This is a genomic window from Streptantibioticus ferralitis (assembly GCF_029223525.1).
Taxonomy (GTDB): domain Bacteria; phylum Actinomycetota; class Actinomycetes; order Streptomycetales; family Streptomycetaceae; genus Streptantibioticus_A; species Streptantibioticus_A ferralitis.
Genome location: NZ_JARHTQ010000006.1, coordinates 174,928 through 201,015, shown reverse-complemented (window position 1 = coordinate 201,015; position 26,088 = coordinate 174,928). Strand labels below are relative to the sequence as shown.

The 26,088-nt window shown below is 70.6% G+C and carries 26 protein-coding genes and 2 pseudogenes; 9 read left to right on the top strand and 19 right to left on the bottom strand.

Annotation, left to right across the window (positions count from 1 at the left end):
- The first annotated feature begins 104 nt into the window (after window positions 1-104).
- Window positions 105-884 (top strand): hypothetical protein, encoded by a 780-nt coding sequence (locus P2L57_RS11910; protein ID WP_275812494.1) that lies wholly within the window; start codon window positions 105-107, stop codon window positions 882-884.
- Window positions 885-1,099: 215 nt separating this feature from the next.
- Window positions 1,100-1,423 (top strand): hypothetical protein, encoded by a 324-nt coding sequence (locus tag P2L57_RS11905; protein WP_308292453.1) that lies wholly within the window; start codon window positions 1,100-1,102, stop codon window positions 1,421-1,423.
- Here P2L57_RS11905 and P2L57_RS11900 read toward each other — a convergent pair.
- Genes P2L57_RS11900 through P2L57_RS11890 form a run of 3 tightly spaced genes read right to left on the bottom strand, consistent with a single transcriptional unit; the run spans window position 1,413 to window position 4,263 of the window.
- Window positions 1,413-2,054, bottom strand: coding sequence for a LutC/YkgG family protein (locus P2L57_RS11900; RefSeq protein ID WP_275812491.1), 642 nt, complete (start codon window positions 2,052-2,054; stop codon window positions 1,413-1,415). The two genes, P2L57_RS11905 and P2L57_RS11900, sit on opposite strands and share 11 nt — an antisense overlap.
- Complete coding sequence (locus P2L57_RS11895) at window positions 2,051-3,514, bottom strand: lactate utilization protein B (RefSeq protein ID WP_275812488.1); 1,464 nt, start codon at window positions 3,512-3,514, stop codon at window positions 2,051-2,053. The genes P2L57_RS11900 and P2L57_RS11895 overlap by 4 nt, the downstream gene beginning before the upstream one ends.
- Window positions 3,511-4,263: a (Fe-S)-binding protein gene (locus P2L57_RS11890; protein WP_275812485.1), complete on the bottom strand. Its 753-nt coding sequence runs from the start codon at window positions 4,261-4,263 to the stop codon at window positions 3,511-3,513. Before P2L57_RS11890 ends, P2L57_RS11895 begins: the two co-directional genes overlap by 4 nt.
- A 208-nt stretch (window positions 4,264-4,471) precedes the next feature.
- Between P2L57_RS11890 and P2L57_RS11885 the strand changes: the two genes are divergently transcribed.
- The gene (locus P2L57_RS11885) at window positions 4,472-5,770 is read left to right on the top strand and encodes an MFS transporter (protein WP_275812482.1); all 1,299 of its coding nucleotides are present in this window, start codon (window positions 4,472-4,474) and stop codon (window positions 5,768-5,770) included.
- On the opposite strand, the gene P2L57_RS11880 is transcribed toward P2L57_RS11885, so the two are convergent.
- The gene (locus P2L57_RS11880) at window positions 5,725-6,993 is read right to left on the bottom strand and encodes a cytochrome P450 family protein (RefSeq protein ID WP_275812478.1); all 1,269 of its coding nucleotides are present in this window, start codon (window positions 6,991-6,993) and stop codon (window positions 5,725-5,727) included. The two genes, P2L57_RS11885 and P2L57_RS11880, sit on opposite strands and share 46 nt — an antisense overlap.
- Before the next feature lie 140 nt (window positions 6,994-7,133).
- On the opposite strand from P2L57_RS11880, the gene P2L57_RS11875 reads away from it, so the two are divergent.
- Window positions 7,134-8,255: a PP2C family protein-serine/threonine phosphatase gene (locus P2L57_RS11875; protein WP_275812475.1), complete on the top strand. Its 1,122-nt coding sequence runs from the start codon at window positions 7,134-7,136 to the stop codon at window positions 8,253-8,255.
- Window positions 8,256-8,274: 19 nt separating this feature from the next.
- Here P2L57_RS11875 and P2L57_RS11870 read toward each other — a convergent pair whose 3' ends face one another.
- The 5 genes from P2L57_RS11870 to P2L57_RS11850 all read right to left on the bottom strand — a co-directional run bounded on the left by P2L57_RS11870 (window position 8,275) and on the right by P2L57_RS11850 (window position 10,506).
- Window positions 8,275-8,508, bottom strand: a complete 234-nt coding sequence (locus P2L57_RS11870) for a hypothetical protein (protein ID WP_275812472.1) — start codon at window positions 8,506-8,508, stop codon at window positions 8,275-8,277.
- On the bottom strand, window positions 8,495-8,749 hold the full coding sequence (locus P2L57_RS11865) for a DUF6400 family protein (protein WP_275812469.1): 255 nt from the start codon (window positions 8,747-8,749) through the stop codon (window positions 8,495-8,497). The genes P2L57_RS11870 and P2L57_RS11865 overlap by 14 nt, the downstream gene beginning before the upstream one ends.
- Window positions 8,750-8,939: 190 nt before the next feature.
- A complete protein-coding gene (locus P2L57_RS11860) occupies window positions 8,940-9,326 on the bottom strand; it encodes a hypothetical protein (protein ID WP_275812466.1) in 387 nt (128 codons plus the stop codon).
- Window positions 9,327-9,418: 92 nt separating this feature from the next.
- Entirely contained in the window at window positions 9,419-9,685 is a 267-nt protein-coding gene (locus P2L57_RS11855) for a DUF397 domain-containing protein (RefSeq protein ID WP_275812463.1), read from the bottom strand.
- Window positions 9,682-10,506 carry a helix-turn-helix domain-containing protein gene (locus P2L57_RS11850; RefSeq protein ID WP_275812461.1) on the bottom strand — a complete coding sequence of 275 codons (825 nt, stop codon included), beginning with the start codon at window positions 10,504-10,506 and terminating at the stop codon, window positions 9,682-9,684. The genes P2L57_RS11855 and P2L57_RS11850 overlap by 4 nt, the downstream gene beginning before the upstream one ends.
- A 109-nt stretch (window positions 10,507-10,615) precedes the next feature.
- On the opposite strand from P2L57_RS11850, the gene P2L57_RS11845 reads away from it, so the two are divergent.
- Window positions 10,616-10,840 (top strand): hypothetical protein, encoded by a 225-nt coding sequence (locus tag P2L57_RS11845; RefSeq protein WP_275812458.1) that lies wholly within the window; start codon window positions 10,616-10,618, stop codon window positions 10,838-10,840.
- Between the two features lie 218 nt (window positions 10,841-11,058).
- Here P2L57_RS11845 and P2L57_RS11840 read toward each other — a convergent pair whose 3' ends face one another.
- Window positions 11,059-11,544, bottom strand: a complete 486-nt coding sequence (locus P2L57_RS11840; protein WP_275812455.1) for an Lrp/AsnC family transcriptional regulator — start codon at window positions 11,542-11,544, stop codon at window positions 11,059-11,061.
- Window positions 11,545-12,176: 632 nt separating this feature from the next.
- Here P2L57_RS11840 and P2L57_RS11835 point away from each other — a divergent pair.
- Both P2L57_RS11835 and P2L57_RS11830 read left to right on the top strand, forming a co-directional pair.
- Window positions 12,177-13,679, top strand: coding sequence for an FUSC family protein (locus P2L57_RS11835; protein WP_275812926.1), 1,503 nt, complete (start codon window positions 12,177-12,179; stop codon window positions 13,677-13,679).
- Between the two features lie 148 nt (window positions 13,680-13,827).
- A complete protein-coding gene (locus P2L57_RS11830; RefSeq protein WP_275812453.1) occupies window positions 13,828-14,883 on the top strand; it encodes a lactonase family protein in 1,056 nt (351 codons plus the stop codon).
- A 232-nt stretch (window positions 14,884-15,115) separates the two neighbouring features.
- Here P2L57_RS11830 and P2L57_RS11825 read toward each other — a convergent pair whose 3' ends face one another.
- From P2L57_RS11825 to P2L57_RS40705, 6 genes are all read right to left on the bottom strand, one after another.
- Complete coding sequence (locus P2L57_RS11825) at window positions 15,116-16,003, bottom strand: sirohydrochlorin chelatase (RefSeq protein WP_275812450.1); 888 nt, start codon at window positions 16,001-16,003, stop codon at window positions 15,116-15,118.
- Window positions 16,004-16,083: 80 nt separating this feature from the next.
- Window positions 16,084-17,142, bottom strand: coding sequence for an N-acetylglucosamine kinase (locus tag P2L57_RS11820; protein WP_308292452.1), 1,059 nt, complete (start codon window positions 17,140-17,142; stop codon window positions 16,084-16,086).
- A 35-nt stretch (window positions 17,143-17,177) separates the two neighbouring features.
- Window positions 17,178-18,188, bottom strand: a complete 1,011-nt coding sequence (locus P2L57_RS11815; RefSeq protein WP_275812447.1) for an LURP-one-related family protein — start codon at window positions 18,186-18,188, stop codon at window positions 17,178-17,180.
- 27 nt (window positions 18,189-18,215) lie between these two features.
- Complete coding sequence (locus P2L57_RS11810) at window positions 18,216-18,893, bottom strand: uracil-DNA glycosylase (protein WP_275812444.1); 678 nt, start codon at window positions 18,891-18,893, stop codon at window positions 18,216-18,218.
- Between the two features lie 45 nt (window positions 18,894-18,938).
- A complete protein-coding gene (locus P2L57_RS11805) occupies window positions 18,939-20,036 on the bottom strand; it encodes a WD40/YVTN/BNR-like repeat-containing protein (RefSeq protein WP_275812441.1) in 1,098 nt (365 codons plus the stop codon).
- Between the two features lie 85 nt (window positions 20,037-20,121).
- Window positions 20,122-20,505, bottom strand: coding sequence for a hypothetical protein (locus tag P2L57_RS40705; protein WP_275812438.1), 384 nt, complete (start codon window positions 20,503-20,505; stop codon window positions 20,122-20,124).
- Window positions 20,506-20,561: 56 nt separating this feature from the next.
- Here P2L57_RS40705 and P2L57_RS11795 point away from each other — a divergent pair, with 56 nt between their 5' ends.
- A complete protein-coding gene (locus P2L57_RS11795; protein WP_275812920.1) occupies window positions 20,562-22,136 on the top strand; it encodes an FAD-dependent oxidoreductase in 1,575 nt (524 codons plus the stop codon).
- A gap of 61 nt (window positions 22,137-22,197) precedes the next feature.
- Here P2L57_RS11795 and P2L57_RS11790 read toward each other — a convergent pair.
- Together P2L57_RS11790 and P2L57_RS11785 are read right to left on the bottom strand one after the other, a co-directional pair.
- A pseudogene (locus P2L57_RS11790) lies at window positions 22,198-22,610 on the bottom strand (transposase); the annotation flags it as partial.
- A 118-nt stretch (window positions 22,611-22,728) separates the two neighbouring features.
- Window positions 22,729-23,610, bottom strand: coding sequence for a GNAT family N-acetyltransferase (locus P2L57_RS11785; protein WP_275812435.1), 882 nt, complete (start codon window positions 23,608-23,610; stop codon window positions 22,729-22,731).
- Between the two features lie 351 nt (window positions 23,611-23,961).
- Between P2L57_RS11785 and P2L57_RS41110 the strand changes: the two are divergent.
- Window positions 23,962-24,649: pseudogene (locus tag P2L57_RS41110) on the top strand (IS110 family transposase); the annotation flags it as partial.
- A gap of 205 nt (window positions 24,650-24,854) precedes the next feature.
- Here the strand turns inward: P2L57_RS41110 and P2L57_RS11775 are convergent.
- Window positions 24,855-26,078, bottom strand: a complete 1,224-nt coding sequence (locus P2L57_RS11775) for an MFS transporter (protein ID WP_275812432.1) — start codon at window positions 26,076-26,078, stop codon at window positions 24,855-24,857.
- Window positions 26,079-26,088: the final 10 nt, after the last annotated feature.

Below are 26,088 nucleotides of genomic sequence, written 5' to 3'. Positions count from 1 at the left end.
GCGACATGCCCGAGATGCCCGCCCATGCCGCATACATTGCCGTACGCGGCGGTCCACACCCGGACCGGATCGCATCACACGGAAAGGCAGGGAGGGACGAGGGCATGAAGGCGGCGGCGATAGGCATCCGTTCGGTGGGCACTTCCAGCGAACTCGGTGCGGCGACCGGTGACGCGCTGGCGCGGGCGAGACTGGCGGCAGCGGATCTGGTGCTGCCGTACTACCTCGTCTGCGGTACCGCGCCGGGCGGCACCGCACAGGCCCAGCTCGCCGCGCGGCAGGGCCTGGACGCGCTGGGCGTCGGCCGCGCCTGTTCGTACCGGGTCGCGGACGGCGGCACCGGCGCGCTGGCGCTGCTCGCCAGGGTGGCCGGTCATCTGATCGCCGACGGCACGCTCCGCCGTGGTCTGGTGATGGCGCCAATGGCCGACGGCTGCGCCGCTGTTCTGCTCGCCGAGCAGGACTGGCCGCACCACCGCGTCCGTTCCATCGTCACCGGCGGGAGTACCGAAACCCGGAGCACCGGCAACCGGCCCGCCGACTACCAGATCACCGTGGACCAGAGCTCCGCGGGCCAGAGCACCGCGAACCAGCGCATCGACGACCGGCAACTCGACCGGCTCATCGGCCGCGCCCTGCGCGAGGCCGGTACACCGTGGTCCCGGATCGACCTCGTCGCACTGCACACCGAGACAGCGGCCTTCGACCGCCGCTTCCGGGAACGCTTCGGCTCACACCGAACCCCCATCACCGGATGCGGGCGACCGACCGGCGTCCTGATGACCCTGCAGCGAGTGATCGAGGAGCAACACCCCAAGGGCACCCGGGTGTTGGCGGTGTCCCTGGAGACGACGGCGACGAGCGCCGCCGTCGTGGAGTGCTAGAGCCTGCCTGGCGGGCCTTGGCTGGAGGCACGGCGACGTTCGGCGCCGTCGCGCCGCCGACCCCGACCACCCGGCATGCCCGCCGCCCGGGACGGTGCGGCAGGATCAGGGTCCATGGGACCGATACACGGGGTGGATCTCCCTACCCAGACCAGCCGAGCGGGCTGATCTTCCTCGCCAGCTTCACGGTCCCGCGCGCGACCTGCAGTGTGGTGGTGAAGGTCCAGTCCGTCGAACTCGGCACCACCGGAATGCGCGAGGCGGCCGTCGGGCTTGAACTCGGCCCCGAACAGCTCTTTCTGCCGCACCCCTTCGCCCCGGAGCTGCGCGGCCCGCTGCCCTTCAACCGCGCCGACGACCCCTGCTACGACGCCCGCTTCCCGCAGCATCCGCTGTCCAGGGCCAGGCGGCTGCTCGGACGGCTCGCCACCACCGTACGGACCGATCCGGCGTTCGCGGCGCTGCCGCCGTTCGCCGGACCGCCGCCATCTGCCGGGTCGCCCCCCATACCGCCCCCTACCCCGCCCGTCAGTCGCTGACCAGCACGATCTCCAGGCTGCGCGGGCCGTGTACCCCCTCGACGCGGTCGAGCTCGATGTCGCTGGTCGCCGACGGGCCGGAGATCCAGGTCAACGGCCGCTCCGGGGCCAGGCGTTCCAGCGCCTGCGGTACGGAGTCGACCACCTGGTCCGGCACCCGGACCACGCAGATGTGGTGATCCGGGACCAGGGTGATGCGCCGCCGCCCCTGGTCCGCTGAGGCGTCGAGGACGACGGTGCCGGTTTCGGCGATCGCCACCGCGCAGCCGGTCAGCACGCTGTCCACCGCGTCGAGTTGGCGCCCCGTCGACTCCTCCGGCACTCGCTCCACCTCAGTGCACCGGGCCAGCCACTCCGCCGGGACGCCCGCGGGCGTCACCACCGTGCGAGACCCGCGCTCGGCCAGCAACGAGGCGATGCGGGACGGGAGTTCGGTCTCGGTGCAGCGGTGTACCACCGCGCGGTAGTCGGCCAGGTTCTCGGCGAGCAGTTCGGTGGTCTGCTCCGGCGTCCGGTCGCCGTGCACCCGGAGATAGGCGCGGTAGACCGGCACGTCCCGCGGAACCTCGGTACGCGGTACGTCGGTCAGCGCGCGCCGGATCCGGCCCAGGATGATCTCCCGGCTGCTCACTTGGCCTCCCTGCCGCCGTGGGTGCGCTGCCACCAGTCCCGGAACGGTTCGGGCGGCACCCTCGGTAGATCGCGGCTGGCGGTCCACGCCGCACCGGGGCCCGGCAGCCGGGTGGGGTGCAGCCCGCGGGTGCGCGACGCCAGCCGTTCGCCCGCGCGCAGCGCCCGGGGATGCTCGAACGCCCAGCGGGCGGCGCGCATCGCGGCGCGCTCTGCGGCATGGCCCTTGGCAGGTTTGATGGTGACCCGGGCGCCGTCCCGGGTCGCGGAGCCGCCCTCGACGACGCGCTCCCGTAGATGGACCAGGACCTCCGGGATGTCGATGGCCACCGGACACACCTCGTAGCACGCCCCGCACAGCGAGGACGCGTACGGCAGCGAGGCGTCCAGGGCGCTTGCCGTGCCGCGCAGTTGCGGGGTGAGGATGGCGCCGATCGGCCCCGGGTAGGCCGAGCCGTACGCATGGCCGCCGGCCCGTTCGTACACCGGGCAGACGTTCAGGCACGCGGAGCAGCGGATGCAGCGCAGTGCCTGGCGGCCCACCTGGTCGGCCAGCGTGTCGGTGCGGCCGTTGTCCAGCAGCACCAGATGGAACTCGCGCGGACCGTCGCCGTCCGTGGTGCCGGTCCAGGTGGAGGTGTACGGATTCATCCGCTCGGCGGTCGAGGAGCGCGGCAGGAGTTGCAAGAAGACCTCCAGGTCCCGCCAGGTGGGCACGGTCTTCTCGATGCCGACGACCGAGATCAGCGTTTCGGGCAGGGTCAGGCACATACGGCCGTTGCCCTCGGACTCGACGACGACCAGCGTGCCGGTCTCGGCGACCATGAAGTTCGCGCCGGAGACCGCCACCTTGGCGCGCAGGAACTTCTCCCGTAGATGCAGCCGGGCCGCCTCGGCCAGTTCGGCGGGGGAGTCGGACAGGTCCTCGGGTGCCGGGCGGCCCCAATGGCCCATCTCGTGGCGGAAGATGTCGCGGATCTCGGTCCTGTTGCGGTGGATGGCCGGGACGAGGATGTGCGACGGGCGGTCATCGCCGAGTTGCACGATCAGTTCCGCGAGGTCGGTCTCGTAGGCGCGGATACCGGCTGCCGCCAGTGCCTCGTTGAGGCCGATCTCCTGGGTGGCCATGGACTTGACCTTGACCACCTCGGTTTCGCCGGTGGCCTTCACCAACCGGGTGACGATGCGGTTGGCCTCGTCGGCGTCCACCGCCCAGTGCACCTGGCCGCCCGCCGCGGTGACCGCGGACTCCAACTGCTCCAGGTAGTGGTCGAGATGGCGCAGGGTGCGGTCCTTGATGGCGGCGCCCGCGGCGCGCAGCCGCCCCCAGTCCGCGAGTTCGGCGACCGCCTTGGCGCGCTTGGCCCGGATGGTGTGGGTGGCGTGCCGCAGATTGCTCCGCAGCTGTGCGTTCCGCACGGAGACCCTGGCCGCTTCCGGAAACGGTTCGGCGCCGCTCATGAGACGTTCCCTTCGGTGCTGGCCAGGATCTCCGCGAGGTGCAGCACCCGCGGTCCGCCACCGCGCCGCGACAGCGTGCCGCCGATGTGCATCAGACAGGAGTTGTCGGCGGCGCACAGCACCTGCGCACCGCTGTCCACGGCGTTGCGTACCTTGTCGGCGCCCATGGCCGCCGACACGTCCGGGTTCTTGACGGAGAACGTGCCGCCGAAGCCGCAGCACTCGTCGGCCCCCGGTAGGTTGACGAGTTCGAGTCCCTTGACGGCGCGCAGCAGCCGGGTCGGCCGGTCGCCGACCTTCAGCATGCGCAGCGAGTGGCAGGTCGGGTGGTAGGCCACCGTGTGCGGGAAGTACGCGCCCACGTCCTCGACGTGCAGTACGTCGAGGAGGAACTCGGAGAGCTCGTGGACCTTGGGGACGATCCGCCCGGCCAGCTCGGTCAGTTCGCCGCCCCGGCCCTCGGACGCCGCGCGCTGCCCGATCCGCGGATAGTTGTCCCGGACCATGGCGGCGCAGGAGCCGGACGGGGTGACCACGGCGTCGTACTCCGCGAAGGCGTCGACGAATCGTCTGACCAATGGCTCGGTCTGATGGCGGTAGCCGGTGTTGTACTGAACCTGGCCGCAACACGTCTGCGCGGCGGGGAAGCCGACCTCGACCCCCAGCCGCTCCAGCAGCGTCACCACCGCTCGGCCCGTTCCCGGGTACAACGCGTCGTTAACGCATGTGATGAACAGCGCTACCCGCACGTGCCGCCTCCGCTGCGCTCGCCTGCTGGTGGATCGTGCAGGCCCATACTGCCCGAACGATCAACCGGAGTGAAGCAGACATCCGATGAATGCCGGATCATGAATTCCATGTGTCGCCGGGTGTAACGGGCATACCCGAGGGGGAGAGTCGGTTGATCAACTCTGCCAGGCCATGGCAGGCGAGCCCGCACTAAGGACCACGTACGACATGACCGACACCGGCCCGATAGCGGCTGCCCACACACCGCTGCCGTCACGCGCGTCCGTACGGCAACTCGTCGCCGCCTCCATCGGCAACGCGGTCGAGTGGTACGACTGGTATGCCTACTCCTTCCTCGCCGTCTACTTCGCGGGCCAGGTGTTCCCCAAGGGCGCGGGCAACTCCCTGGTGCCGCTGCTGTCCACCTTCGCGGTCTTCGCCGTCGGCTTCTTCATGCGGCCGGTCGGCGGGCTGCTGATGGGCGCCGTCGCCGACCGGCGCGGCCGACGCGCCGCGCTCACCGTCACCATCCTGCTGATGGGCGGCGGCAGCCTGCTGGTCGCGCTGACGCCGACGTACGCGGCCACCGGCCTGCTGGCACCCGTCGTCCTGGTGATCGCACGGCTGGTGCAAGGGCTGTCGGTGGGCGGGGAGTTCGCGGCGTCCACCACGTTCCTCGTGGAGTCGGCCGGGCCGGGCAGGCGCGGGCTGTTCTCCAGCTTCCAGTACGTGTCCACCACCATCGGCCAGTTGGTCGCCTCCGGGATCTCCGCGCTCCTCGCCCACCTGCTCAGCGACGGCCAGATGTCCGGCTGGGGCTGGCGGGTGCCGTTCCTGTTCGGCGCCGTGATCAGCCTGGTGGGCTTCTGGATCCGGCGCGGTGCGGTGGAGACCCGTAGCGAGGAGCAGCGAACCGCCCCGCGCCCCGGGCTGTTCGAGGCGCTGCGCCGCCACCCCCGCGCCTCACTGCTGATCTGCGGCATCACCGCGGGCGGCACCATCGCCTACTACACCTGGACCACGTACCTGCCGACCTACGCGACGGTGAACGCGGGTTTCGACAAGGGCGACGCGCTGACCGTCGGGACGATCTCGCTGGCGTTCTTCGCCGTGCTCCAGCCGCTCGCTGGCGCGCTGTCCGACCGGATCGGCCGCAAGCCCCTGCTGCTCGGCTTCGCGGTCGGCTTCGCGGTGCTCGCCGTACCGCTTCTGCACCGCATCACCTCCGCGTTCGTCTCGCTGCTGCTGGTGCAGTGCGCGGGCATGGTGCTGCTGACCGGCTACACGGCGGTCGCGGCGGCGGTGAACGCCGAGGTCTTCCCCGCCAGGGTCCGGGCGGCCGGGATCGGCTTCCCGTACTCGCTGACCGTCGCACTGTTCGGCGGCACGGCGCCGTACGTCGGCACATGGTTCAAGCAGGCCGGGCACCCGGGGTGGTTCCCGTGGTACGTGTCCGCGCTGTGCCTGGTCTCGGCGTGCGTCTACCTGGTGCTGCCGGAGACCGCCCGCCGCCCGCTGGACCGCTGAGCACCGAGCAGAACGGGCAGCGTGCTCGTACTGTTGCTGACCACCGTGGTCAGCGGCTCCAGTTCGTCCAGCGGTACGGCGGGCCCCAGTTCGGGGAACCGGTCGAACAGGGCGGGCAGCGCCACCTCCGCCTCCAGCCGGGCGAGTTGGGCGCCCAGGCAGTAGTGCGCGCCGTGTCCGAACGCCAGATGGCGCGGCGTCGGCGCCGCCACGTCGAAGCGGTCCGCCCGCTCGCCGTAGTGCGCCGGATCGCGCCCAGTCGCCGTGTACGAGGCGAGGATCGCATCGCCCTTGTGCAGCCGTACGCCGTCGATCTCCAGGTCCTCGGTGGCGTACCGCATCGGAAAGTGCGCCACCGGCGAGTCCCAGCGCAACGTCTCCTCCACCACGGCGCTCCACGGGCGTGATCCGCCCCGCACCGGGGAGAGTTGGTCGGGGTGGCCGAGCAGCGCGCGGACCGCGTTGGTGATGAGGTTCAGCGAGGTCTCGTGCCCGGCGATGAACATCAGCAGTACCGTGCCGAAGAGTTCGGACTCGCTCAGCCGCGTGCCGTCCTCGTCCCGGACCGCGATCAGGGCGCTGGTCAGGTCGTCGCCGGGCTCGCGGCGGCGCAACGCGATGAGCTCGCCGAGCAGTTCGTGCAGCGTCCCGATCCGGGCGGCCGCCTTGCTCGGGGTGTCCACCACGCGCAGCAGCACGTTGGTGAGCATGTGCAACTCGTCCCGCCGCTGCTGCGGCAGGCCGATGAGCTCGCAGATCACGTTCAACGGCAGCGGGTACGCGAATTCCTGCCGCAAGTCGACCGGCCCTGACGGGAGTTCGGCCAGCCGGTCCAGCGACTGCGCCGTGAGCTCGATGACCCTCGGCCGCAGCGCCTCGACACGGCGCGGGGTGAACGCCTGGGAGACCAGAGCGCGCAGCCGCCGGTGGTCGGCGCCGTCCGCGGTGGTCATGGCGTCCACGGCGACGATACTGGTCAGCGGCCAGTCGGCAGGGACGGTGCCGTCGGTCCAGGCGCGCCAGTGCCGGATGTTCTTCGAGATCCGAGCATCGGTGAGGACCGTCTGAAGCGTCTCGTAGCGGGTGACGGCCCACGCCCTGACCCCGCCGACCAGCTCGACGGGGACGAGCGGCCCGAGGGCACGTAACCGGGCGTTCTCGGCGTGCAGATCGCGCCGCGCGGGATCGAGTACGAAGGGCGCGGGCGTCGCTGAAGTGTCCACCCGGGAACCGCACCAGCCGGACGCGTCCGCGTCAAGAGGACGTCCGCTGGGCATCGCATCAGGTCGCCACCCCTCACTCTCAGTGGTGAATGTGGTGCCTCGGCCTGCGCTCTGTGTGATGGTCCGGCACGCTGGAAGCGATGTGGGCCACCCGCGGGAAGAAGAGTGCGGCGGACGCCACGGCGGCGCCTCGTGGTGTCCGCCCGCCGTGGTACATCCGGTGGCTCCCAGCCATGCTGATCGTCGTCGGCGTGATCGTCGACGTGTCCACGCCGCCCCAGTACTCATCGTCGCCGCTGCTCGCGGCGGCCCCCGCGGTCGCCGCCGCGGTGCTGTCCCAGGGCGGCACGGTGCTCGTGGGCTGCGTCGCGGTCGCGGTCGACCTGATCCTGGGGGTCACGCCCGTCGGCCACCCGCTGGCCAACCATCCGATCGACGTCGCCAATGTGGCGATCATCGCGGTCGTCGCGGTGTACCTCAACTATGTGCTGCGCAGCCAGGGGCGGCTGCTGGTGACGATGAGCGACGTGGCGGCGGCCGCGCAACGCGCCGTGCTGCCGCACCCGCCCACTCGGCTGGGGCCGCTACGGCTGGCGGCGCGCTACGAGGCGGCCAACGCGAAGGCGCAGATCGGTGGCGACATCTACGCGGTACAGGAGACCCCCTACGGGATCCGACTGGCCATTGCCGACGTGCGCGGAAAGGGCATGGACGCGGTCAGCGCGGTGGCGGTGGCCGTCGGGGCGTTCCGCGAGCTGGCCGACACGGAGCCGGTGCTGGAGGAACTGGTGGCGCACCTGGAGGACTCGGCGGTACGGCAGGCCCAGCGGTGCGCCGGGGATCTGCCGCTGGAGAGCTTCATCACGGCCGTCGTCGCGGAGATCCACCCGGCCGACGGGCTGGTGCGGATCACCAACCGCGGTCATCCCGCACCCCTGCTGCTCCAGGACGGCACCGTGCGGGCACTCGAACCGGCCGAGCCCGACCTGCCCCTCTGCATGGGCGGTCTGTCCGGCGAGCGTTCCCCGGCGGAGGCGGTCAAGTTGGAGCCCGGCAACACCCTGTTGTTCATCACCGACGGCGTCACCGAGGCCCGCGACCGCGCCGGGGTCTTCTACGATCCCGTCGCACGCCTCACGGGCCTGCGGTTCGAGTCCCCGGACGAGCTGGTGGACACCCTGCTACGGGACGTGGCCAGGCATGTCGACGGGAAGCGCCAGGACGACATCGCGGTGCTCGCGGTGACGCTGAGCCCGCCGTGAGCTGTCCGGCCCGACCGGGTCAGGGCTGGAGCGTCGGGGGCTGGGCGCCGAAGCCGGAGTCCCAGGACCACAGGTGCGTGCAGTTCGGGCACTGCAGGTGCAGCAGGCGCCCCTGGTTCGACAGCAGGTAGCGCCAGTGGTCCGCGCAGTTGCGTCCGGCCGCGCAGGGCTCGCAGCCCCGGTGGTCCTCGCAGCGCGGGCACGGCACCCAGGCCCGGCGGCCTATGTCGGCACTGGGGTCAATGGGCAGCATGGTCGTCCCCCTCCCGAGGAGGCAGCACACCGGCCGCCACCAGCTGGCGGTAGATCGCCGTCTGCTCTTCGTCCAGGCCGGAGTAGAGGCGGCGGTAGGCCTCCTCCTCGCCCTCCATCACCGCGATCGGGTCCCACCCATCGCCCAGCGCGGCAATGACCTCGGCCCGCCGACGTGCCTCGTCGCGGGTGAGGTCTATTTCCAGCAGATGCAGATCTTCGGTGGGGTCGCCGTCTCGCATGGTGAAATTCCCGAATCGCGTGTGCGTACCAATCTGTCGTGTGTAACAAATCGCCATGGGAGGGAGGAAGGGTTCACCGAAAAATGCGACGTAGATCGCACTGGGCCGGATTATGCGCGTAGGGGGACAATCCGGCCTACTGTTCATTTCCCGCCAGTGCTCAGCGGCCCTGTCCAGGACGCCTGCGCGATCAAAGATCCGGGCTTGGGGGAAGGCATCCCTGGTGCTCGATCCCCGCGAGCGCGTCATTGATCTGCCGACGGACCATGACGCGCGCCGTAGCGCCGGGCGTGCCTGTGACGGGCAGCGTCTGACCGGACACGGCGGTGCCGTCGGCAGTCCAACCGCCGCTGCACTCAAGCGTGTTAGCGCGCCCTGGCCCGTAGTGGCACTCGGCGACGGTAGCGGGCACCGCCACCGTCGGGGTCAGCTCCGGCGCAAGAACGACGGCGGCCCCGGTGAGCAGGAACGTCCCGAGGAAGAGTCCGAACGCGACGACGCAGCCGACACTCCGGCGCGCTGCGCCGTCCCGGTCTCGCAAACGGAGGAAGCGGCTCGTGGAAGCAGCACGCGCCACGGCGCAGATCGGGTGCCTCCCGATGCACTGAACACCTGCTGTCGAATCTGGTGACCACAGCCACTACCGGGTGGTGGCGATCTACGGCAGCGCTAGGCCAAGGCCGGGAAGTCTCCGGCTTTGATCCCTGCCACGAACGCCGACCATGCGTCGGCGCGGAATATCAGCGCGGGGCCGTGAGGGTCCTTGCTGTCGCGGACGGGGACGAGGTTGCGGACGCCGTCGGCCACTTCGATGCACTCGCCGCCGGAGCCGCCGCTGTATGACGACTTGCGCCACACCGCACAGACCTCGATGCAGTTGCCGCCGGAGCCACCGCTGTAGCTGCTTTTGCGCCATGTGGGGCGGTCATTGCTCATGTGCCGTACTCCTCCAAGGCCGACTCGATCAGTTCTAGGGACGCCGTCGGCGGCAGTGCAGCGGCCCGAACCAGATCGTAGGACAGTCGGCAGGATCGCACGGTCTCCTGGCTGTCGAGGAGTTGACCCGAGTGTGGGCCCTCCGTGTATGCGACCTGTGTACTGTCATCAAGGGTCAGAACCGTAAGCGCTCCTTCGCGCAACGCGTGAATGCCCGCTGTTCGCGATAGCACCTGAACAACGATGCGACGGGCGCGCATCAGCGAGGCGATGCGCTCCAACTGCTCACGCATGACAGCGGGCGGTAGCCCCGGTTCTCGGAGAATCATCTCGTCGAGAACAGCCCAGTACTCGATGTCGCTGTCGAGTAGGCCCGCTCGATCGATGCGGGCCTTGACCTTCTCCTCCAACTCCTCGTCCCGCAGGTACGGCCAAAACGCGCGGAAGACTTCGCGCGCGTACACCTCGGTTTGAAGCAGGCCAGGCACGAGATACGAGGCGAACTCCTCGATCCTCCGTGCTGTCCGCTCCAACTCCGCATACAGCGCGAAGAACTGCGGATGCCTACTGCTCTCCTCCGCGAGAGCAAACAACCGCTGAAAATGCCCATCCGTGCCAAGCGCAGCGTCCAAGCGCTGGGCCAACTCCTCTGTAGGAGCCCGGACCGTCTTCTCCACCTTGGCGATGGTGTCGCCGGACAGATAGACAAGCGCCCCCAGCCGCTCCTGGGTCAGCTCGGCAGCCGTCCGCAGACGGCGCAGTTCCGCGCCGAAGAACGCGCGCGGGTTCGCTGAACCGTCCAACGATTTGGGCTGTGTCACTGTGCAACTCCCTCACTGGACACGGACCTTGTCCGGCGGCTCCCCCTCCCCACCGTACCGCCACGCCGCAACGCTAGGAACACGTAACGTCACGGAAGGCAACGAACGGATGGCGACCGAAGATTGGCCGCAGGCGGGCGCGGTGGTGCTGGACACGAACGCGGACCGCGTGGGTGTGGTGCTGGGCTCCAACCGGGGGACGGTCAGCCTGCGCCCGGCAGGGGGCGGCACACCATGGAACGTGCGGCGGGACGCGGTGCGTCCCGCCAGCCCGCTGGACGAACTACGGGCGAAGGTGGCGGAGATCAACGCCCGACGGACGTGGTGCCGGTGAGCACCACCTTGCCCTTTCAGCCCGAGTGTGCGGAGTGCGCGCGACTGCGTGCCGCCGAAGCCACGGCCAGAAGGCAGTTGGACCACAGTCGTGCGGCTGACCACCGGGTCCTGGCCCGGCGGCACCTGCGAACCGTGCACGGTGTGACGGCGGTGGTGACACGGTGACGTGGCGGTCCGCCGTACGCCTTGCTGGCTCTTCGATCGTCGAGGGGCCCGCTACACGGGGGAGCCCGGTGCGCTCCGTCCCACCGACTCCACCAACGGCAGCATCCGCTGCGGCACGCGCTCGCGCAGCACCATCTCGGTGCGGGTGCGGACCACTCCAGGCAGCCGGATGACCTGCTGGATCACATCCTCCAGATGTGCGTTGTCGCGGGCCGCGACCCGGGTCAGCAGATCGCCGCCACCGGTGATGGAGAAGACCTCGATGATCTCGGGGATGTCCGCCAGCCGTGTCCCGACGTCGTCAAGGTGCCCCTGGGTGACCTCGATGTGGACGAACGCCAGCACCGGGTGCCCGAGCGCCGCCAGAGAGAGCCGGGGACCGTATCCGGTGATCACTCCGTCCCGCTCCAGCCGGTCGAGCCGGGCCTGCAGCGTCCCGCGGGCGATACCGAGGATCCGGGCGTACTCCCGCACGCTGGTGCGCGGCTGCTCCAGCAGCAACCGCAGGATCCGGGCGTCCAACGCGTCCACGGGCACGGACCGGCGGCCTCCTTACGGTCGTCGAAACAGCGCTTCGACTGTACCAACGGCACAGTCGAAGCACCCTTCCTGGTGGGCTGGCTGAGCGTTCCGTTGGTCGGACGGTGGTGTGAGGGCGTCGGGCTGGCTGACGCCTGAAGCGGTTGGGTCACCCAGCCGGTGTAGCGCTCGCCACCGCCCCTTGGAGCGCGCCGCTCGGAGTGGGCGGCGCGGTTGTCGCTCTCCAGCACCGCGGACACCGCACGAACCAGCCTCTACTGGCTCGGTCTGGGCATGCGGTCCGCTCTGCTGCCCCACAAGAGGCGCTCCGAGGCATCCGGGCGTCCACGGCGTCCATCAGCATGGGCCAGCGGCCTGCTCGCGGCCCACGAAGCAGCGCTTCGGCTGTACCAATGGCACAGTCCGAAACGGATCACTTGAGCCGTCGGGCCCGGGGATGCTTTGCTGGCTGCATCGATGGCGTTGCGCTGGGCAGCGGCAGCCGGGCGACGAGGCCCCTGTCTTCCCCCGCACCGCTTAGCTGAATGCCTTTTTTGACCATGCCGTGATGTGCGCGCACCGGCGCGCGTACACCGCTGCGCGTTTGCGGCTGGGCGCTGAGACCTTGGGGGAAGCCACCGGTGAAGAGGATGTTCGTCGCACCCGACCCGGGCCTGATGCGGCTGCGCTTCGCCGCCCGCGCGGTCGCGGGGGTCGGGCTCGCCGTTGCGGCCATCGTGTCCACCGGACTGCCGCTGCCCGCGGTCGTCGCGGGCGGACTGGCCGCGATGCTGGCCCTGTTCACCGTCGCCGACCTCCGCGTACCGCAGCAGGTGGTGACCACTGCCCTGCTACCGGTGGCCGGATACCCCGTACTGGCCCTCGCCGCCTGGCTGCATCCGTACCAGGGCGCACGGGACGCGGCCTTCCTCGCCGTGGTCTTCGCCGGGGTGTACGCGCGCCGGTGGGGGGCGCGGGGGCATGCGCTGGGCGTCTTCGCGTTCATGATGTACTTCGCCGCCCAGTTCCTGCGCGCCAGGCCGGAGCTGCTGCCCGAGCTGTTCGCGGCGCTGTCCATCGGGCTCGGTTGCGCCGCACTCGTGCGCTTCGGGCTGTGGTGCTACGAGCGCCGCGCGCCGGTGCCGCCCACCGTCGCGCAGCCGGAGCAGCCCGGCGGCCTGCGCAGGCCCACCACCCGCCAGGCGTTCCAGGCGCTGGCGGCGGCCGCCTTCGCGGTCGTCGCGGGCGAGTTCCTGTCGCCGGACCGCTGGTACTGGGCGGTCGGCGCCGCCTGGTGGATCTTCGTCAACACCGCGTCGCGCGGCGAGACGCTGGTGCGCGGATTCCGACGGGTGCTGGGCACCGTCATCGGCATCGTGGCCGGACTCGCGATCGCCCTGCCGATCAACGGCGCCCCAGCGCCCACCGCAGTGCTCGTCGGCGCGTGCGTCTTCGGCATCTTCTACTCGGCGCCGGTCTCGTACAGCTGGATGATGTTCTTCGTCACGGTCCTGGCCGGACTGCTCTACGGGCTGCTGGGCGTACTGAACCCCGGACTGCTGGTGCTCCGGCTTGAGGAGACCGCGATCGGGGCGGTCGGTGTGCTGCTGGCCGTGCTCCTGGTGCTGCCGGTCACCACGCATGCGACCACCGACGCCTGGATCCAGCGAGCCCTGCAGGCGGTACGGGACGCCACCGGCGCGGCCGCGCGGCACATCGGCGGCGTGGAGCAGTCGCTTGACCAGCACATCGCGGAACTCGACGTGCTGCTCGGGCGGGTACGCGTCTCGCTGGCCCCGCTGGTCCATCCGCTCAGCCCGCTGCGCGCCCGCAAGGCACGCGCCCGGCAGGTGCTGGCGCTGCTCGACGACTGCGCCCGGCAGGTGCGCGGATTGGCCGAAGTGGTGGCCCACCCGCACGCCTCGCACGACCAGCGGCTGCTCGACGCGTGCGCACGCGTCGAGGCGGCGGTACACCGGCTGGTGGCCCGCCCGGCCTCGCCCGGCGCGGGGCAACCTGAGGTACCGGCCGCCGCGTTGAACGAGGAGTCGGCGGCGGAGCGCGCCCTGGCGCATCTGCACGGCCTTGAGCGGGCACTCGCCGACCTCGATGCCCCGCTACGCAGCGCGCCGCGCGAGCCGGTGGCGGCATAGCGGGGCGCCTGTCCGGCGGATCTTGACCGGGTCCGGGTGCCGCGGACCGGCGGTACGAACCCCGCGCAACCCCACCCAAGATCCGCCACGCGGGCACTGACCCGCTAGCGTCGCCGCGACAGGCAGCAGGCGGCGGACAGGAGCGGCAGTGACAGCCGGAAGCAGCGGGCAGCGGGCCTACATCGGGTCGTTCACCTCGGCGGGCGGACACGGCATCATCTCCGCCGCCGTGCACCCGCAGACCGGAGCGCTCACCGAGCTCAGCCGCACGGCCGCCGTGCCGGATCCGTCGTTCCTCGCGCTGTCGCCGGACGCCACGGTCCTCTACACGGTCAGCGAGCACCCCGAGGACGGCGGCGCCGCCGCCTTCTCACTACGGGATCCGGCGGCGCCCGCACCGCTGGGCACGACCGTGCCGGTGCGCGGCGGCGCCCCGACACACCTGTGCCTGGCGGACGGCCATCTCCTCACCGCCAACTACGCGTCCGGCAACGTCAGCGTGCTCCCCGTCGACGCGCACGGCGCGCTCGGCGCGCCATGCCACGTACTCCAGCACACCGGCAGCGGGCCGAACCCGGAGCGTCAGCAGGGACCGCACGCTCACGCGGTGCTGCTCGACCCCAGCGAACGCTGGCTGCTCTCCGTCGACCTCGGAACCGACTCGGTGCGGGTCTGCTTTCTTGAACCGGACACCGGCCGACTGCGCCCACACCGCGAGACCGTACTGCGCCCTGGCACCGGACCCCGCCATCTCGCCTTCCATCCGCGCGGCCACCGGGCCTATGTCGTCAACGAGTTGGAGTCGTCGGTGACGGTCCTCGCCTGGGACGCGGCAACGGGCGTACTGACGCAGCTCGGTTCGACGGCCACGCTGCCCACGTCGGCTGCGGACCAGCCCAACTACCCGTCGGAGGTGGTCGTCTCACCGGACGCACGGTTTGTCTGGGTCGCCAACCGGGGCCACGACAGCATCGCCGTACTGTCGCTCGACGCGGACGGCGACCGCCTGGAACTGACCGGCACGCACGCGTGCGGCGGGCACTGGCCGCGCCACCTCGCCCTCGACCCCACCGGGCGGCGCCTCTACGCGGCCAACGAGCGCTCGGGGGACGTCACTTGGTTCGACGTGGACCAGGCCACCGGCCGGCCACACCGCACCGGTGCGATCGCGGCCCCCGCCGCTTCCTGCATCGTCTTCACCTGAGCCCGCTGGCGGCTGCGCGGCGGCTCGCGGGGAGTCGTCCCTCGGCGGCGAGCGAGCGGTGTGCCCTGCGGCGGTTGCCTGCCGCCGTGGCCGGACTGTTGCCGCGGGAGGGTGGGCGGGGCTGCTCGCCGGTGTGGCGGTGCGGAAGGTTCCGCCTGGATGGCGAGCAGCCCCATGGCGCGGGCCGGATTGTCGGGCGAGCCGTGGCCCGGCCGAGATCCGCCGGTCGGGCCTAGCGCAGGGGCGCACCCTGCGGCTGCTGCGGGGCGATGCCGATCGCCGTCGTGTACTTGGACAGTACGAGCTTGCCGACGGTCGGGTACGGGCCGAGCGCCTCAGCGGTAGAGCACTCCGCGGCCGATGTCGCCTTCTCCAGCAGCCCGGAAGGCAGCTCGGGACCGATCAGGCAGGGAGCGATGGCGAGCCGGGCGGAGCCGGAGGACCGCAGCTGCTCGGCGGTCTGGGCGATCGCGCCGTCCATGTCAAGGCCCGCCGCCATTACCGGGACGGCCAGCCGGGCGGCGAGCAGCAGCCCGGTGACGCCCGCGGCCTGCACCGCCTCCTCGCCGCCCACGGTGGCCAGGATGATGCCGTCGGCCGCCGTCGCGACGGTGAACAGCCGGGCCCGGTCGGCGCGCGCGAGGCCCGCCTCCGACAGCCGTACGTGCAGGGCCTCAGCGAGCAGCGGATGCGGTCCGAGCGCATCGGTCAGCTCGACGCGGACACCGCTGTCCACGACGGCCTGGCGTATGCGTCCCAGCACGGACTCGTCGGGACCGGCCAGCAGCGGCACAACGACGGCGGCGCTCTGGTCCTGCGCGGACTCATCGGTGCGCAACCCGGTCAGCACGTCCGTCAGCGCCGGGCACTCGGCGTCCTGCCCGTCGCTGTCTATGTAGCCGACCAGGGCGTTGAGCCCCGACAGCTCCCAGCGGGCAATGCTGACGACCTCGTCGACGAGGGCGCGGACCGCGGCCGATGGCGTGCCGGGAACGGCGAGGACCAAAGGCGGAGCGTCTTGTGGGGCGGCCAGGGTCTCCGGCCTGCGGTGCCGACCGGGCTGACGTGGACGCGGCATTCGTACGGGCAGACCGGGTGCGGGGCCAGTGGCTGAGCTCATGGCGTCGCATGCTAACGGTTCACTGGTGGGCACCGCGCGGTCGGGTGACATCATCGACCCTCCCGTCACGGTATGTCTGTTTAGCGGGCTTTACCTGGTGGATCAGGGGAAATGCCGCTACCTGTCGGACCGGTTTGACGTGGTTCACATCGGTTGGCGGCGCGCTCGGGGCTGCGGTGGGCTTCGTTCGTGGTGAGCAGCGCCCCGTCGGCAGGCAGCGGCAGATCGCCGTACGACAGCGCCGCGGCGATCCGCAGTGCGCCGTGCAGCGGGTCGCACTCCGCCATCAACAGCCGGGCCTCCGGCAGGAGTTGGGGCGACTGCTCCCGCAAGGGCCCGAGCAGCGGCTCACCGATGTTGAACAAGCCGCCGGTCAGGGCCACTTCAGCAGACTCAGGCCCGGGCCGTACGGCGGCGGCTGACTCCAGAATGTGACGGGCGGCCGTCCGCAGGATGCCCGCCGCCACCGGATCGTTCTGCGCGCACCGGGCCACCTCCGGCGCGAACGACGCCAGCAACGCGGGCCGATCGCTGCGCGGATACAGCAGACCCGGCAGCGTCGGCGCGGGGCCGAACACCGCTTCCAGCCGGGCCAGCAGCGCGGCCGAGCCTCCGGCCCGCCCGTCGTACGCGCGCAGCGCCGCTTCCAGGCCCGCGCGACCGATCCACGCGCCGCCGCCGCAGTCGCCGAGCAACTGCCCCCAACCGTCCGCGCGCCGCCAACCGGAGCGGTCCAGCCCGGTGCCGAGGGCGATCAGCCCGGTGCCCGCGGCGACCACGGAGCCCGCGCGCATGCCGAGCGCTCCCGCGTACGCCGTCACCGCGTCGGCCGCGAGCGCCAGCCGATGCACCCCGAACTCGGCGCGTAGCGCACCGGGCAGCCGGTCGCGCAGATCACCGCCGAGCGACGCCATCCCGGTGGCCCCCACGCAGGCGGCGACCACGTCGCCGTGCTCCGCGAAGTCCCTTACCGCGGGGACGAGTTGAGCCAGCAGATGGGCGGCGTCGATGCCCGCGGGGCCGGTGCGGACCGGTTCGTTCGTCGCATGGGTGAACTCCGGGGGGCGGGGCTGGCCGTCGTCGTCCAGTCGCGCCAGCGCCAGGCGTACCCCGGAGCCGCCGGAGTCGACGCCCAGCACCCACCGCTGCGCGGCCGACGGCCGCTGCCGGGCGGTCAGTTGGTGCCCTGCTTCAGCGCGGTGTCCACGGTGAGCGCGGAGCCGACCACCATGCTCAGCAGCGGGTCGGCCAACGGCTGGTGGATCTGCAGGACGTAGTTGTCGGCACTGGTGAACATGGCCTTGGTCAGCCCCTGCCAGGTCTTGGTGATCCGGGCGACCTCGGCACCCGTGTGGTCGACGATCGCGAAGTTCCAGGCCCGGAAGTTCTCGGCCTTGATGGCGCCGATCTGCTGGTCACCCACCATGAACGCGAAGTTGATCTTTCCGATGGCGTTCTGCTGGACGATCTCGCCGATCTGCGCGCCGTCCGGCCGCTGCACGATCATCTTCGACTTGATGAACTTCGCGGGCCGGGTCAGATAAAGCAGCGGCTGGCCGTGTGCGTCGCGCACCTCCAACCGGTGCGTCATGAACTGGCCGTACCTGGTCAGCGCGCGTACGGCCTTCTTGGCGGCACTCTGGCCGATCTCGGCGACCGAGCCGATCTGACGGCCCGCCTGGTCGTAGACGCTGTACTCGTCGACCATCTCGATGAGCTTCGCCTTCTGGTTGACCACCAGGATCGGCTCGGTGAACACCGTGCCGCCGCCACCGGCGGTCGGGCCCACGCCCGCTTGGTGCTGAACCTGCCGCTGAATCCTGGACGGGTCGTGGAACCCGTTGGGAGATGCCTGCGGTGCGCTCGCCGCCTGCGGCGCGAAACCCTGCGGGGGGATGCCCTGCTGGGGTTGCTGGGGGTTGCCCTGCTGGGGCGCGGGGTAGCCCTGTTGCTGCGGGATGTGCGGCTGGGCCTGCGCCTGCTGCTGTACCTGCTGCGGCTGCTGGGCTTGCGGCTGAGGTTGCTGCGCCTGCGGCTGGGCCTGCTGTTGTGCCTGCGGCTGGGCGGATCGGGTGTCGGCGTGGGTGTGGTCCGTCCACTGCGAGCCGTCCCACCAGCGCAGCAGATTCGGGGCGCCGTGGGGGTCCGCGTACCAGCCCGCAGGGATATTCGAATGCGTGGTCACGGCGGGCAGACTATCGCGGACACCCCGTCAGGGCAGTTGCCAATTGACCGGTTCCGCGCCCTGCCGCGCCAACATCTCGTTGGCGCGGCTGAACGGCCGCGAGCCGAAGAAGCCGCGGTCGGCCGACATGGGGGAGGGGTGCGACGACTCGATCGCGGGCAGACTGCCCAGCAGCGGGCGGAGGTTGCGCGCGTCGCGCCCCCACAGGATCGACACCAGCGGCTTGCCACGGGCGGCCAGCGCCCGGATGGCCTGTTCGGTCACCTCTTCCCAGCCCTTGCCGCGATGCGCGGCCGGTTTGCGCGGCGCGGTCGTCAGTGCCCTGTTGAGCAGCAGCACGCCGTTGTGCGTCCACGGCGTCAGATCGCCGTTTGACGGCGGGGGGAAGCCGAGGTCGGTGCCGTACTCGCGGTAGATGTTCAGCAGGCTGCCCGGCAGCGGGCGTACCTCGGGAGCGACCGAGAAGCTGAGGCCCACCGCGTGTCCTGGTGTCGGGTACGGGTCCTGCCCGACGATCAGCACTCTGACGTCGTCGAACGGCTGCTGGAAGGCGCGCAGCACGTTCGGTCCCGCCGGCAGGTAGGTGCGCCCCGCGGCGATCTCGGTACGCAGGAAGTCGCCCATCCCGGCGATCCGTCCCGCGACCGGCTCAAGAGCCTTCGCCCAGCCCGCTTCTACGATCTCGTTCAAAGGTCGTGCAGCCACGGGCAGTCACTCTACTGGCTCAAAGCGTGACGCCCTCAATCGGTCTCAGGCGACCACCGCCGCCCGCACGCACAGCACGTCCGGCAGGTGCCAGGCGACCAGCCGCCAGCTGTCGCCCTCGTCGGCGCTCGCGTACACCTCGCCGTTGCGAGTGCCGAAGTAGACCCCGGCCGGGTCGTTGTCATCGGTACGCAGGGCGTCGCGGAGCACGATCCCGTAATGGTGCTCGGTGGGCAGTCCGCCCCCCAGGGCCGTCCAGTTCGCCCCGGCGTCATCCGTGCGGTACACCCGGCAGTGGTACTCGGGTGCGTAACGGTCGGAGCCGTCGTTGACCGGGAAGACATAGGCGACTCCGCCACGGCGGGGGTGCGTGGCGATCGGGAAACCGAAGTCGGCGGGCAGGCCCTTGCCGATCTCGGACCACTGCGCTCCGCCGTCATCGGTGCGGTAGACCCCGCCGTGGTTCTGCAGGAAGAGCCGGTCCGGGTCGGTCGGGTCCTGCGCGATCTTGTGCACGCACTGGCCGAACTCCGGATAGTGGTCCGGCAGGAACTCGGCCTTCACCCCGGTGTTGCACGGCTCCCAACTCGCTCCGCCGTCCGACGACCGGTACGCGCCACCCGAGGACACCGCGACCATCAGCGTGTCGGCACTGCGGGGATCGGTGACGACGGTGTGTACGGCCTGACCGCCGTAGCCGGCACCCCAGTGCTCGCGTTGTGGGTGGTCCCACAGGCTGCGGACCAGGTCGAAGGTCTCGCCGCCGTCGTCGGAGCGGAACAGTGCGCCGGGCTCGGTGCCCGCGTACACCACAGCGGGCGCGGCGGGTCCGGCCGGGTGGAGCTGCCATACCCGGACCAGTGAGGTGTTGGTGTACTCCGGGAACTTCACCGCCGGGCGGCTGGGTTCGTGCCAGTGCGCTCCCAGGTCGTCGGAGCGGAACACCGACGGGCCCCAGTGCGAGCTGTCCGCCCCCGCCAGGAGGCGGGGGCGGGAGCCTCGGGTGTCGATGCAGACGGAGTAGACCGCTTGCATGGGGAAGTGCGGTCCGGTGAACTCCCAGTCCGCGTCGGGGCGCGAGCGGCGGCGTCGTCCGACGAACAGGCCCTTCTTCGTTCCGACCGCGAGCAAGACGCTTTCCATGTGCAGTGCCTCCCGGATGCGTGATGTGTCCCGCATCACAGAGTGTGCACCGCCTCCCGGCTCCGGGGGCGCCGTCCGGTTCCGGTTAGGAAAATTTCCCTACTTCCCGCTCGTTGCTGCCACCGTTTGGGGTGCAAACGCCGCGGATCTGCTCCCGCCGGGCCGCGGGGTCGGGCTCGGGGCTCGGGCTCGGGTAGTACGAGCTCGGCGCACAGCCGCCCGATGAGCAGCTCGTCGAGGTCGGCCTTGTTGACCACGTGGGCGTAGAGCGAGGCGGGTCCGGTGTCGAGCGCGCGGCCGGCCGGCGCATGGTCAGTGCCTCCTGGCCCTCTGTGGCGATGACGCCCAGCGCGGTGTCGATGACCTGCTCCACGGTGATCGGGGCCTTGCGGCGCCGCGGCCCGGGGTCGGCTTCGACCTCGGGGTTCGGCGGCTGGTGGCGCGCCGCGCGTCGCTCTCTCGGGTTCACCCAACCGTCATAGCTTGACACGAACGCCGTTCGTATATAGAACACTGTTCGTGTCAATGAATGTGAACCAGGACGTGGACGTGACCGTGGTCGGAGCCGGGCCGGTGGGCCTCGTGCTCGCCGCGGAGCTGGCGCTCTCCGGGGCGACGGTGCAGGTACTCGAGCGACGGTCCGAGCCGGACGAGGCGATGAAGGCGGGGGCGATCAACGTGCCGACGGCCGAGGCACTCGACCGCCGCGGCCTGCTGCCTGCCGCCGAACAGGTGCAGCGAGAGATGCTTAAGCGGGTGGGGTCGTTCGCTCGCAGGGTCGACGACCAACCGCCCGGTGGCGGCCAGCGAGCGCGCGAGTCGCGGTTCACCGGGCATTTCGCGGGAATGATCCTCGATGCCGACCTCGTGGACTGGTCCGATCCCGACCTCGCCGCGCACGCCACGGTCGACGGAGCGAGGATGGTGCCGCAGCGTGAGCTGGAGGCGCTGCTGGCCGACCATGTCGCGCGACTCGGCGTACCGGTGCGTCGCGGGGTGGAGGTCACCGCGCTCGAAGACACCGGCGACGGCGTGCTCGTCGGCACTACTGCCGGCACGGTGCGCACCGGGTGGCTGGTCGGGTGCGACGGTGGGCGCAGCACCGTGCGCCGCCTCGCGGGCATCGATTTCCCCGGCACCGACCCCGAGCTCACCGGACACCTGGCGGTCGTCGACATCGCCGACCCTACGATGCTCGCGAACGGATGGGCGTGGTCGAGCCGCGGGGCGTACCGCTATGGGCCACAGCCCGGGCGGGTGGTCACCGTGGAGTTCGACGGCGCTCCCGCCGACCGCTCGGCGCCGGTCACCCTTGAGGAGTTGCAGACCAGTCTGCGCCGCGTCTCGGACACCAACGTCGCGCTGACCGCGCTGCGCGGCGCCGCGACCCGCTGGACCGACAACGCCCGCCAGGCCGCGACCTACCGGTCGGGGCGGGTGCTTCTGGCCGGCGACGCCGCGCACGTGCACGCGCCGTTCGGCGGTCAGGGGCTCAATCTCGGGGTCGGCGACGCGATGAACCTCGGTTGGAAGCTCGGTGCCGTGGTCGCCGGGTGGGCACCCGAAGGGCTGCTCGACACCTACGACGCCGAGCGTCGTCCTCTTGGCGCCTGGGTGCTGGACTGGACGCGGGCCCAGATCGCGGTGATGCGCGGGGACGCCAAGTCGGCCGCGCTCCGGGAGGTCGTCGCCGATTTGCTGAGTACTCGGGCGGGTACGACCTACGCGGTCAAGAAGATCTCCGGCGTCACGCAGCGTATCGACCTGCCCGGCGACCATCCGCTGGTCGGCCGGTTCGTCCCCGACCTGTGGCTGAGGGACGGCTCCCGTCTGGCCGGCCACGGTCACGGCGGCGGGTTCCTGCTGCTCGACCGCGCTCCGGACGGCGCGTTCGCCCGCCTCGCCGCGGCCTGGGCCGGGCGAGTGAGCAGCGTGACCGACGACCACGCGACGCCGACCGGGGTGTTGGTACGCCCGGACGGGGTGGTTGCGTGGGCCTCCGACACCACCGGCATCACCGCCGTCACCGGCCTCGAAGCCGCCCTGCACCGATGGAGCGGCGCGCCGTCGTCCTCACCCGAGCACGAGCCCGTGGGCTGACCCCCTGTCCGCGTCGACCTCGGCCGATGTACTGCCGGATGACGTCGATCATCCAAGTAACGCCGAAACGCACGGCGACCTGGCAGTTTTCCGTGCGTTCGGTGGTGCCGGAGTACTGCCGCTGCACACCGGCCGACGTGGCCCTTCTTGAGGAAGCCCGTCTCATCGATGACGAGAACGCCGCCAGGCTCGCCCAGGCGCTCGGCGACGGATGCCTGGAGGTCGTCGCGGACCTCGTCCGCGTGCCGGCGGGCCCGGTTAAGCAGGTTCTGCAGCCTGTGAGGTGCGCTGTGCCCCACGTATTCGGCAAGCTGCCAGCCGTTCTTCCGGCCCACCGGCCCCCAGCAGCTCCCGCATGTAGTCACGCATCCGCCGCCGCAGGTCAGCTCGACTGAACCGGTGACCGACCCTCAGCAGCACCTCCTCAAGCTCCGCTGCCCAGAAGTCGGGTCGCACATCATCCTGCGTGATCAGAACTACGGGGATCACATACCGTCGGTCGCGAACCCCCCCGACGCATGACGGGCCATCAGTTCACTACACTCGGAAACAGGCTCCTGACCAGCAGGAATAGCGAACTGCAACTGGAGTACTAACCGGTTTCTGGTGCGGCATACGAGAAGTCGTACACGGCGAACTCGGTGACTGGGAGGTACCCGATTCGCTGGTAGAGGGCGTTGCTGGTGGGGTTGGCCACGTCCGCGAACAGCACGACCTCCGTCGCGCCTGCGGCCAGCGCGGCCCGGCTCACCGCGACGGTCACAGCAGCCGCGTAGCCGCGACCGCGTAGGTGGGCCGGGGTATAGACGGGGTCCACCCGGATCTGGCCGGCGACCATCGAGGTCACGCCCGCCATGGAAACGGGAGTGCCATCCGGGGTCTCCCAGAACGTATAGCGTTTGGAGGCGAAGCGCGTGTCGGCCCAGGAGCTGGCGTCCACGGAGAGGGCTTCCCCGACGGCTGCGGCGAACTCGCGGCACCAGAGCGTGAGTTGCTCACGGTCTTGCTCAACCGTAGCTCGACCCCGGCCGTCCGGAAACGGCTTCGGCGGGGTCAGCGTGCCGAGGCGGTACAGGCGGAGCCGCTGCTCGCGGAGCGCTGGCTTTGCGCCCGTGTACTGCTGCCAGGCCTCGGCGAAAGCTGTGGCGGTGTTGCGCTCCGCGCTGACGCCGGGGAGGACGTGGCCTAGGTCGGCAAGACGGGCAGCAAGGGTGTCGGCATGCTTGGGGGTGAGCGGGGTGAGGCTCAGGAGGCCGGACGGGGTGCGGTAGAAGGTGGCACGGACCTCGCCCGATCGCTCCAGGCGGCCGAAGACGGGGGCCTCGGCGCCGAACGCGTCCGCCCCACGTGTGCGCAGTGATTCGGTCACCGTCAGCGGCATGGTGTGCAGGGCCGGGCGCGAGCGCAGGAAGTCTCCGGCCCGGGCGAGAAAGCCGTCGAGGTCTTCGGTGAGGTGCCAGCCGTCCGGGCGCATGCTTCATGATTCCTCATTGCGACTGAGCGCTCCAGTCGGCCACGTGAGCGCCCCAGTTGGCGTGTGCCGCTCGAAAATACGATTCGGCGCAGTGACCTGCGGCGATGCTATGGGTCAGGTAGCTCTACCTTTTGGGTCGGGTTGGTCCTCCCGTTCGTGGGGTGGGGACACCCAGGGACACCGGGTGTGGCTATCAGGCGGCTGCTGTCTTGTGGCTGAACACGCTTTGCCGCCCGGTGTCCCACGACGACTCGGCCGCCGATTGGGAAGTGCGAACTGGTCGCTGTGTAGAGCAGTGCCGGCGAGGTCGTCCGTGGTGCGAACAACACGAACAAGCCCGTCAGGAGCACGATGAGCCGGATATGGGCGGGGATCGACAGCGGCAAGGGCCACCATCACGGTCTCGCGTTGGATGCTGACGGCAAGACCCTGCTGTCGCGGCGGGTGGCCAACGACGAGCCCGAGCTGTTGAAGCTGATCGGTGACGTCCTCGACCTGGCCGACGGCCGTCAAGTGACCTGGGCCATCGACATGACCGGCGGAGAACCCGCGTTGCTCCTGGCTCTGCCGGTCAACCACGGTCAGGATGTTATCCCCGGACGCCTGGTGAACCGGGCATCCGACGGCTACCGCGGCGAGGGCAAGACCACGCCCGCGACGCTTACGTGATCGCCGACCAGGCCAGGATGCGCCGCGATCTGCGGCTCGTTCGCCCCGGCGACGAAGCCGCCATCGAGCTGAAGCTGCTGACCGGACGCCGGGCCGACCTGGTCGAGGACCGCACCCGCGTGGTCAACCGCCTGCGCGGCACCCTGCTGAGCATGTTCCCGGCTCTGGAGGTGACCAACACCGGCTCGCTCAAGCTCTGACGGGCTACCAGACCCCGGCCTCGATCCGCCGCACCGGGGTCACACGACTGACCAAATGGCTGGCCAACCGCAAGGTCGGAAACGCTAGATCGCTGTTCACGACGCGGTACACCGACGCCGCCGTGAACCAGCTGCGGGCGGACGGCTTCGACGTGGCGGACGAGGACGTGGCCCGCCTCTCCCCGTTCGTGCGCCACCACGTCAACATGTTGGGCCGCTACTCCTTCCAGCTCCCCGACCTGCCGGGCGGCCTCCGGCCCCTCCGTGAAGCCGAGGCCGCCGACGAGTAGCGAAGCGCGGCGGGCGCGTCCGGCCGTGCCCGCCGCTCATGCCGTCGTGGAAGGCTCGTGTAATCGGCTACCGACTCGGGTTGGCTTATGCGTTGGCCGTCTCGACACGGACGGCTTGGGCGCGGACCACGAAGGGCCGGGAGAAGACAGTGATGGCGACAGAGATTGCGGCCACAGCAGTGATGGCCGTGCCGGGGGTGAAATGCTGGGCAACGCCGCCGGCGATCGCGGCTCCGATGCCCTGCCACGTCATCCGGCCGGCGGACTCAACTCCCTGGACCTGGCCACGGACCGGATCGGGGGTCAGCGCGAGGAGCTGCTCCTGGAGCGGCAGGGTGGCGGCGAACCCGGCACTGGCGATGAACACTGCGGCTGTCGCCACCAGCACGGGCGGGTGGATGGCGAACAACAGATAAGGGATGGCGAGCAGCAGTCGCAGGGCGAATGCATAGCGGCGTCGCTGCTCGGCGGTGAGCAGTCGCCCGACAGTCAGGTCACCGAGGAGCATGCCTGCCGATCCGGCGGCCAGGAAGGCGCCAGCGTGATTGGGGGCGTAGGAGATGAACAGGGCCTCGCAGCCGACGATCAGGCCGTTGGGGACCCACAGATTCAGCAGCAGCGCGCGTTGGCCGGAGTGGGAGAAGAGCGCGATGTTCGTGGTCCAGGTCTGGCGCAGTCCGGGGCGACGGGTCAGACGGATCGAGTGTTCCCGGACAGTCACCGCCACAATGATCAATCCGGCTCCGGTCAGGGCTGTCGCGGTGACGAAGACCTCTTGCGGGCTCAGGTACCGCAGGAGTACGGCGCCGATGGCGTAGCCGAGGATGGCCATGCCGCCCGAGGTGATGTTCATCAGCGAACGTGCCAGTGCATACGTGGAGGTCGGCACCACCTCGGCGAGCAGCCCCATCCGCGTTCCCGTTCCCAAGGACTGGAAGAACCCCAGTACAAGGAGCAGCCCGAACCGGGCAGCGAGCGGCAGCCCTGGAACCGCCTGTGCGGCAACACCCACGAGCGAGACGCACTGGAGCGCGACGAGGGTCCGGCGAGGACGGCTTCCGTCCGCGACCGACATCAGCGTCAGCGCACCGAGGACCGTCGCGAACGTGGCGCCGTACATGCTCACGGCTGTCAGGAACGGGGACTTGGTCTGATGGTTGACCAGCGTGCCGAGCGCGAAGCCCGACAAGGTGCTCGCGGCGACCGTCAGTGTGAAGCTGGCATACAAGCCGGCGAACTCACGGTTGCGGAGCAGGCCACGGTAGCTGGTGGTGGGAAGCGTGCTGGACGCAGATGTGTCAGAAGGCATGAAAAAAGCC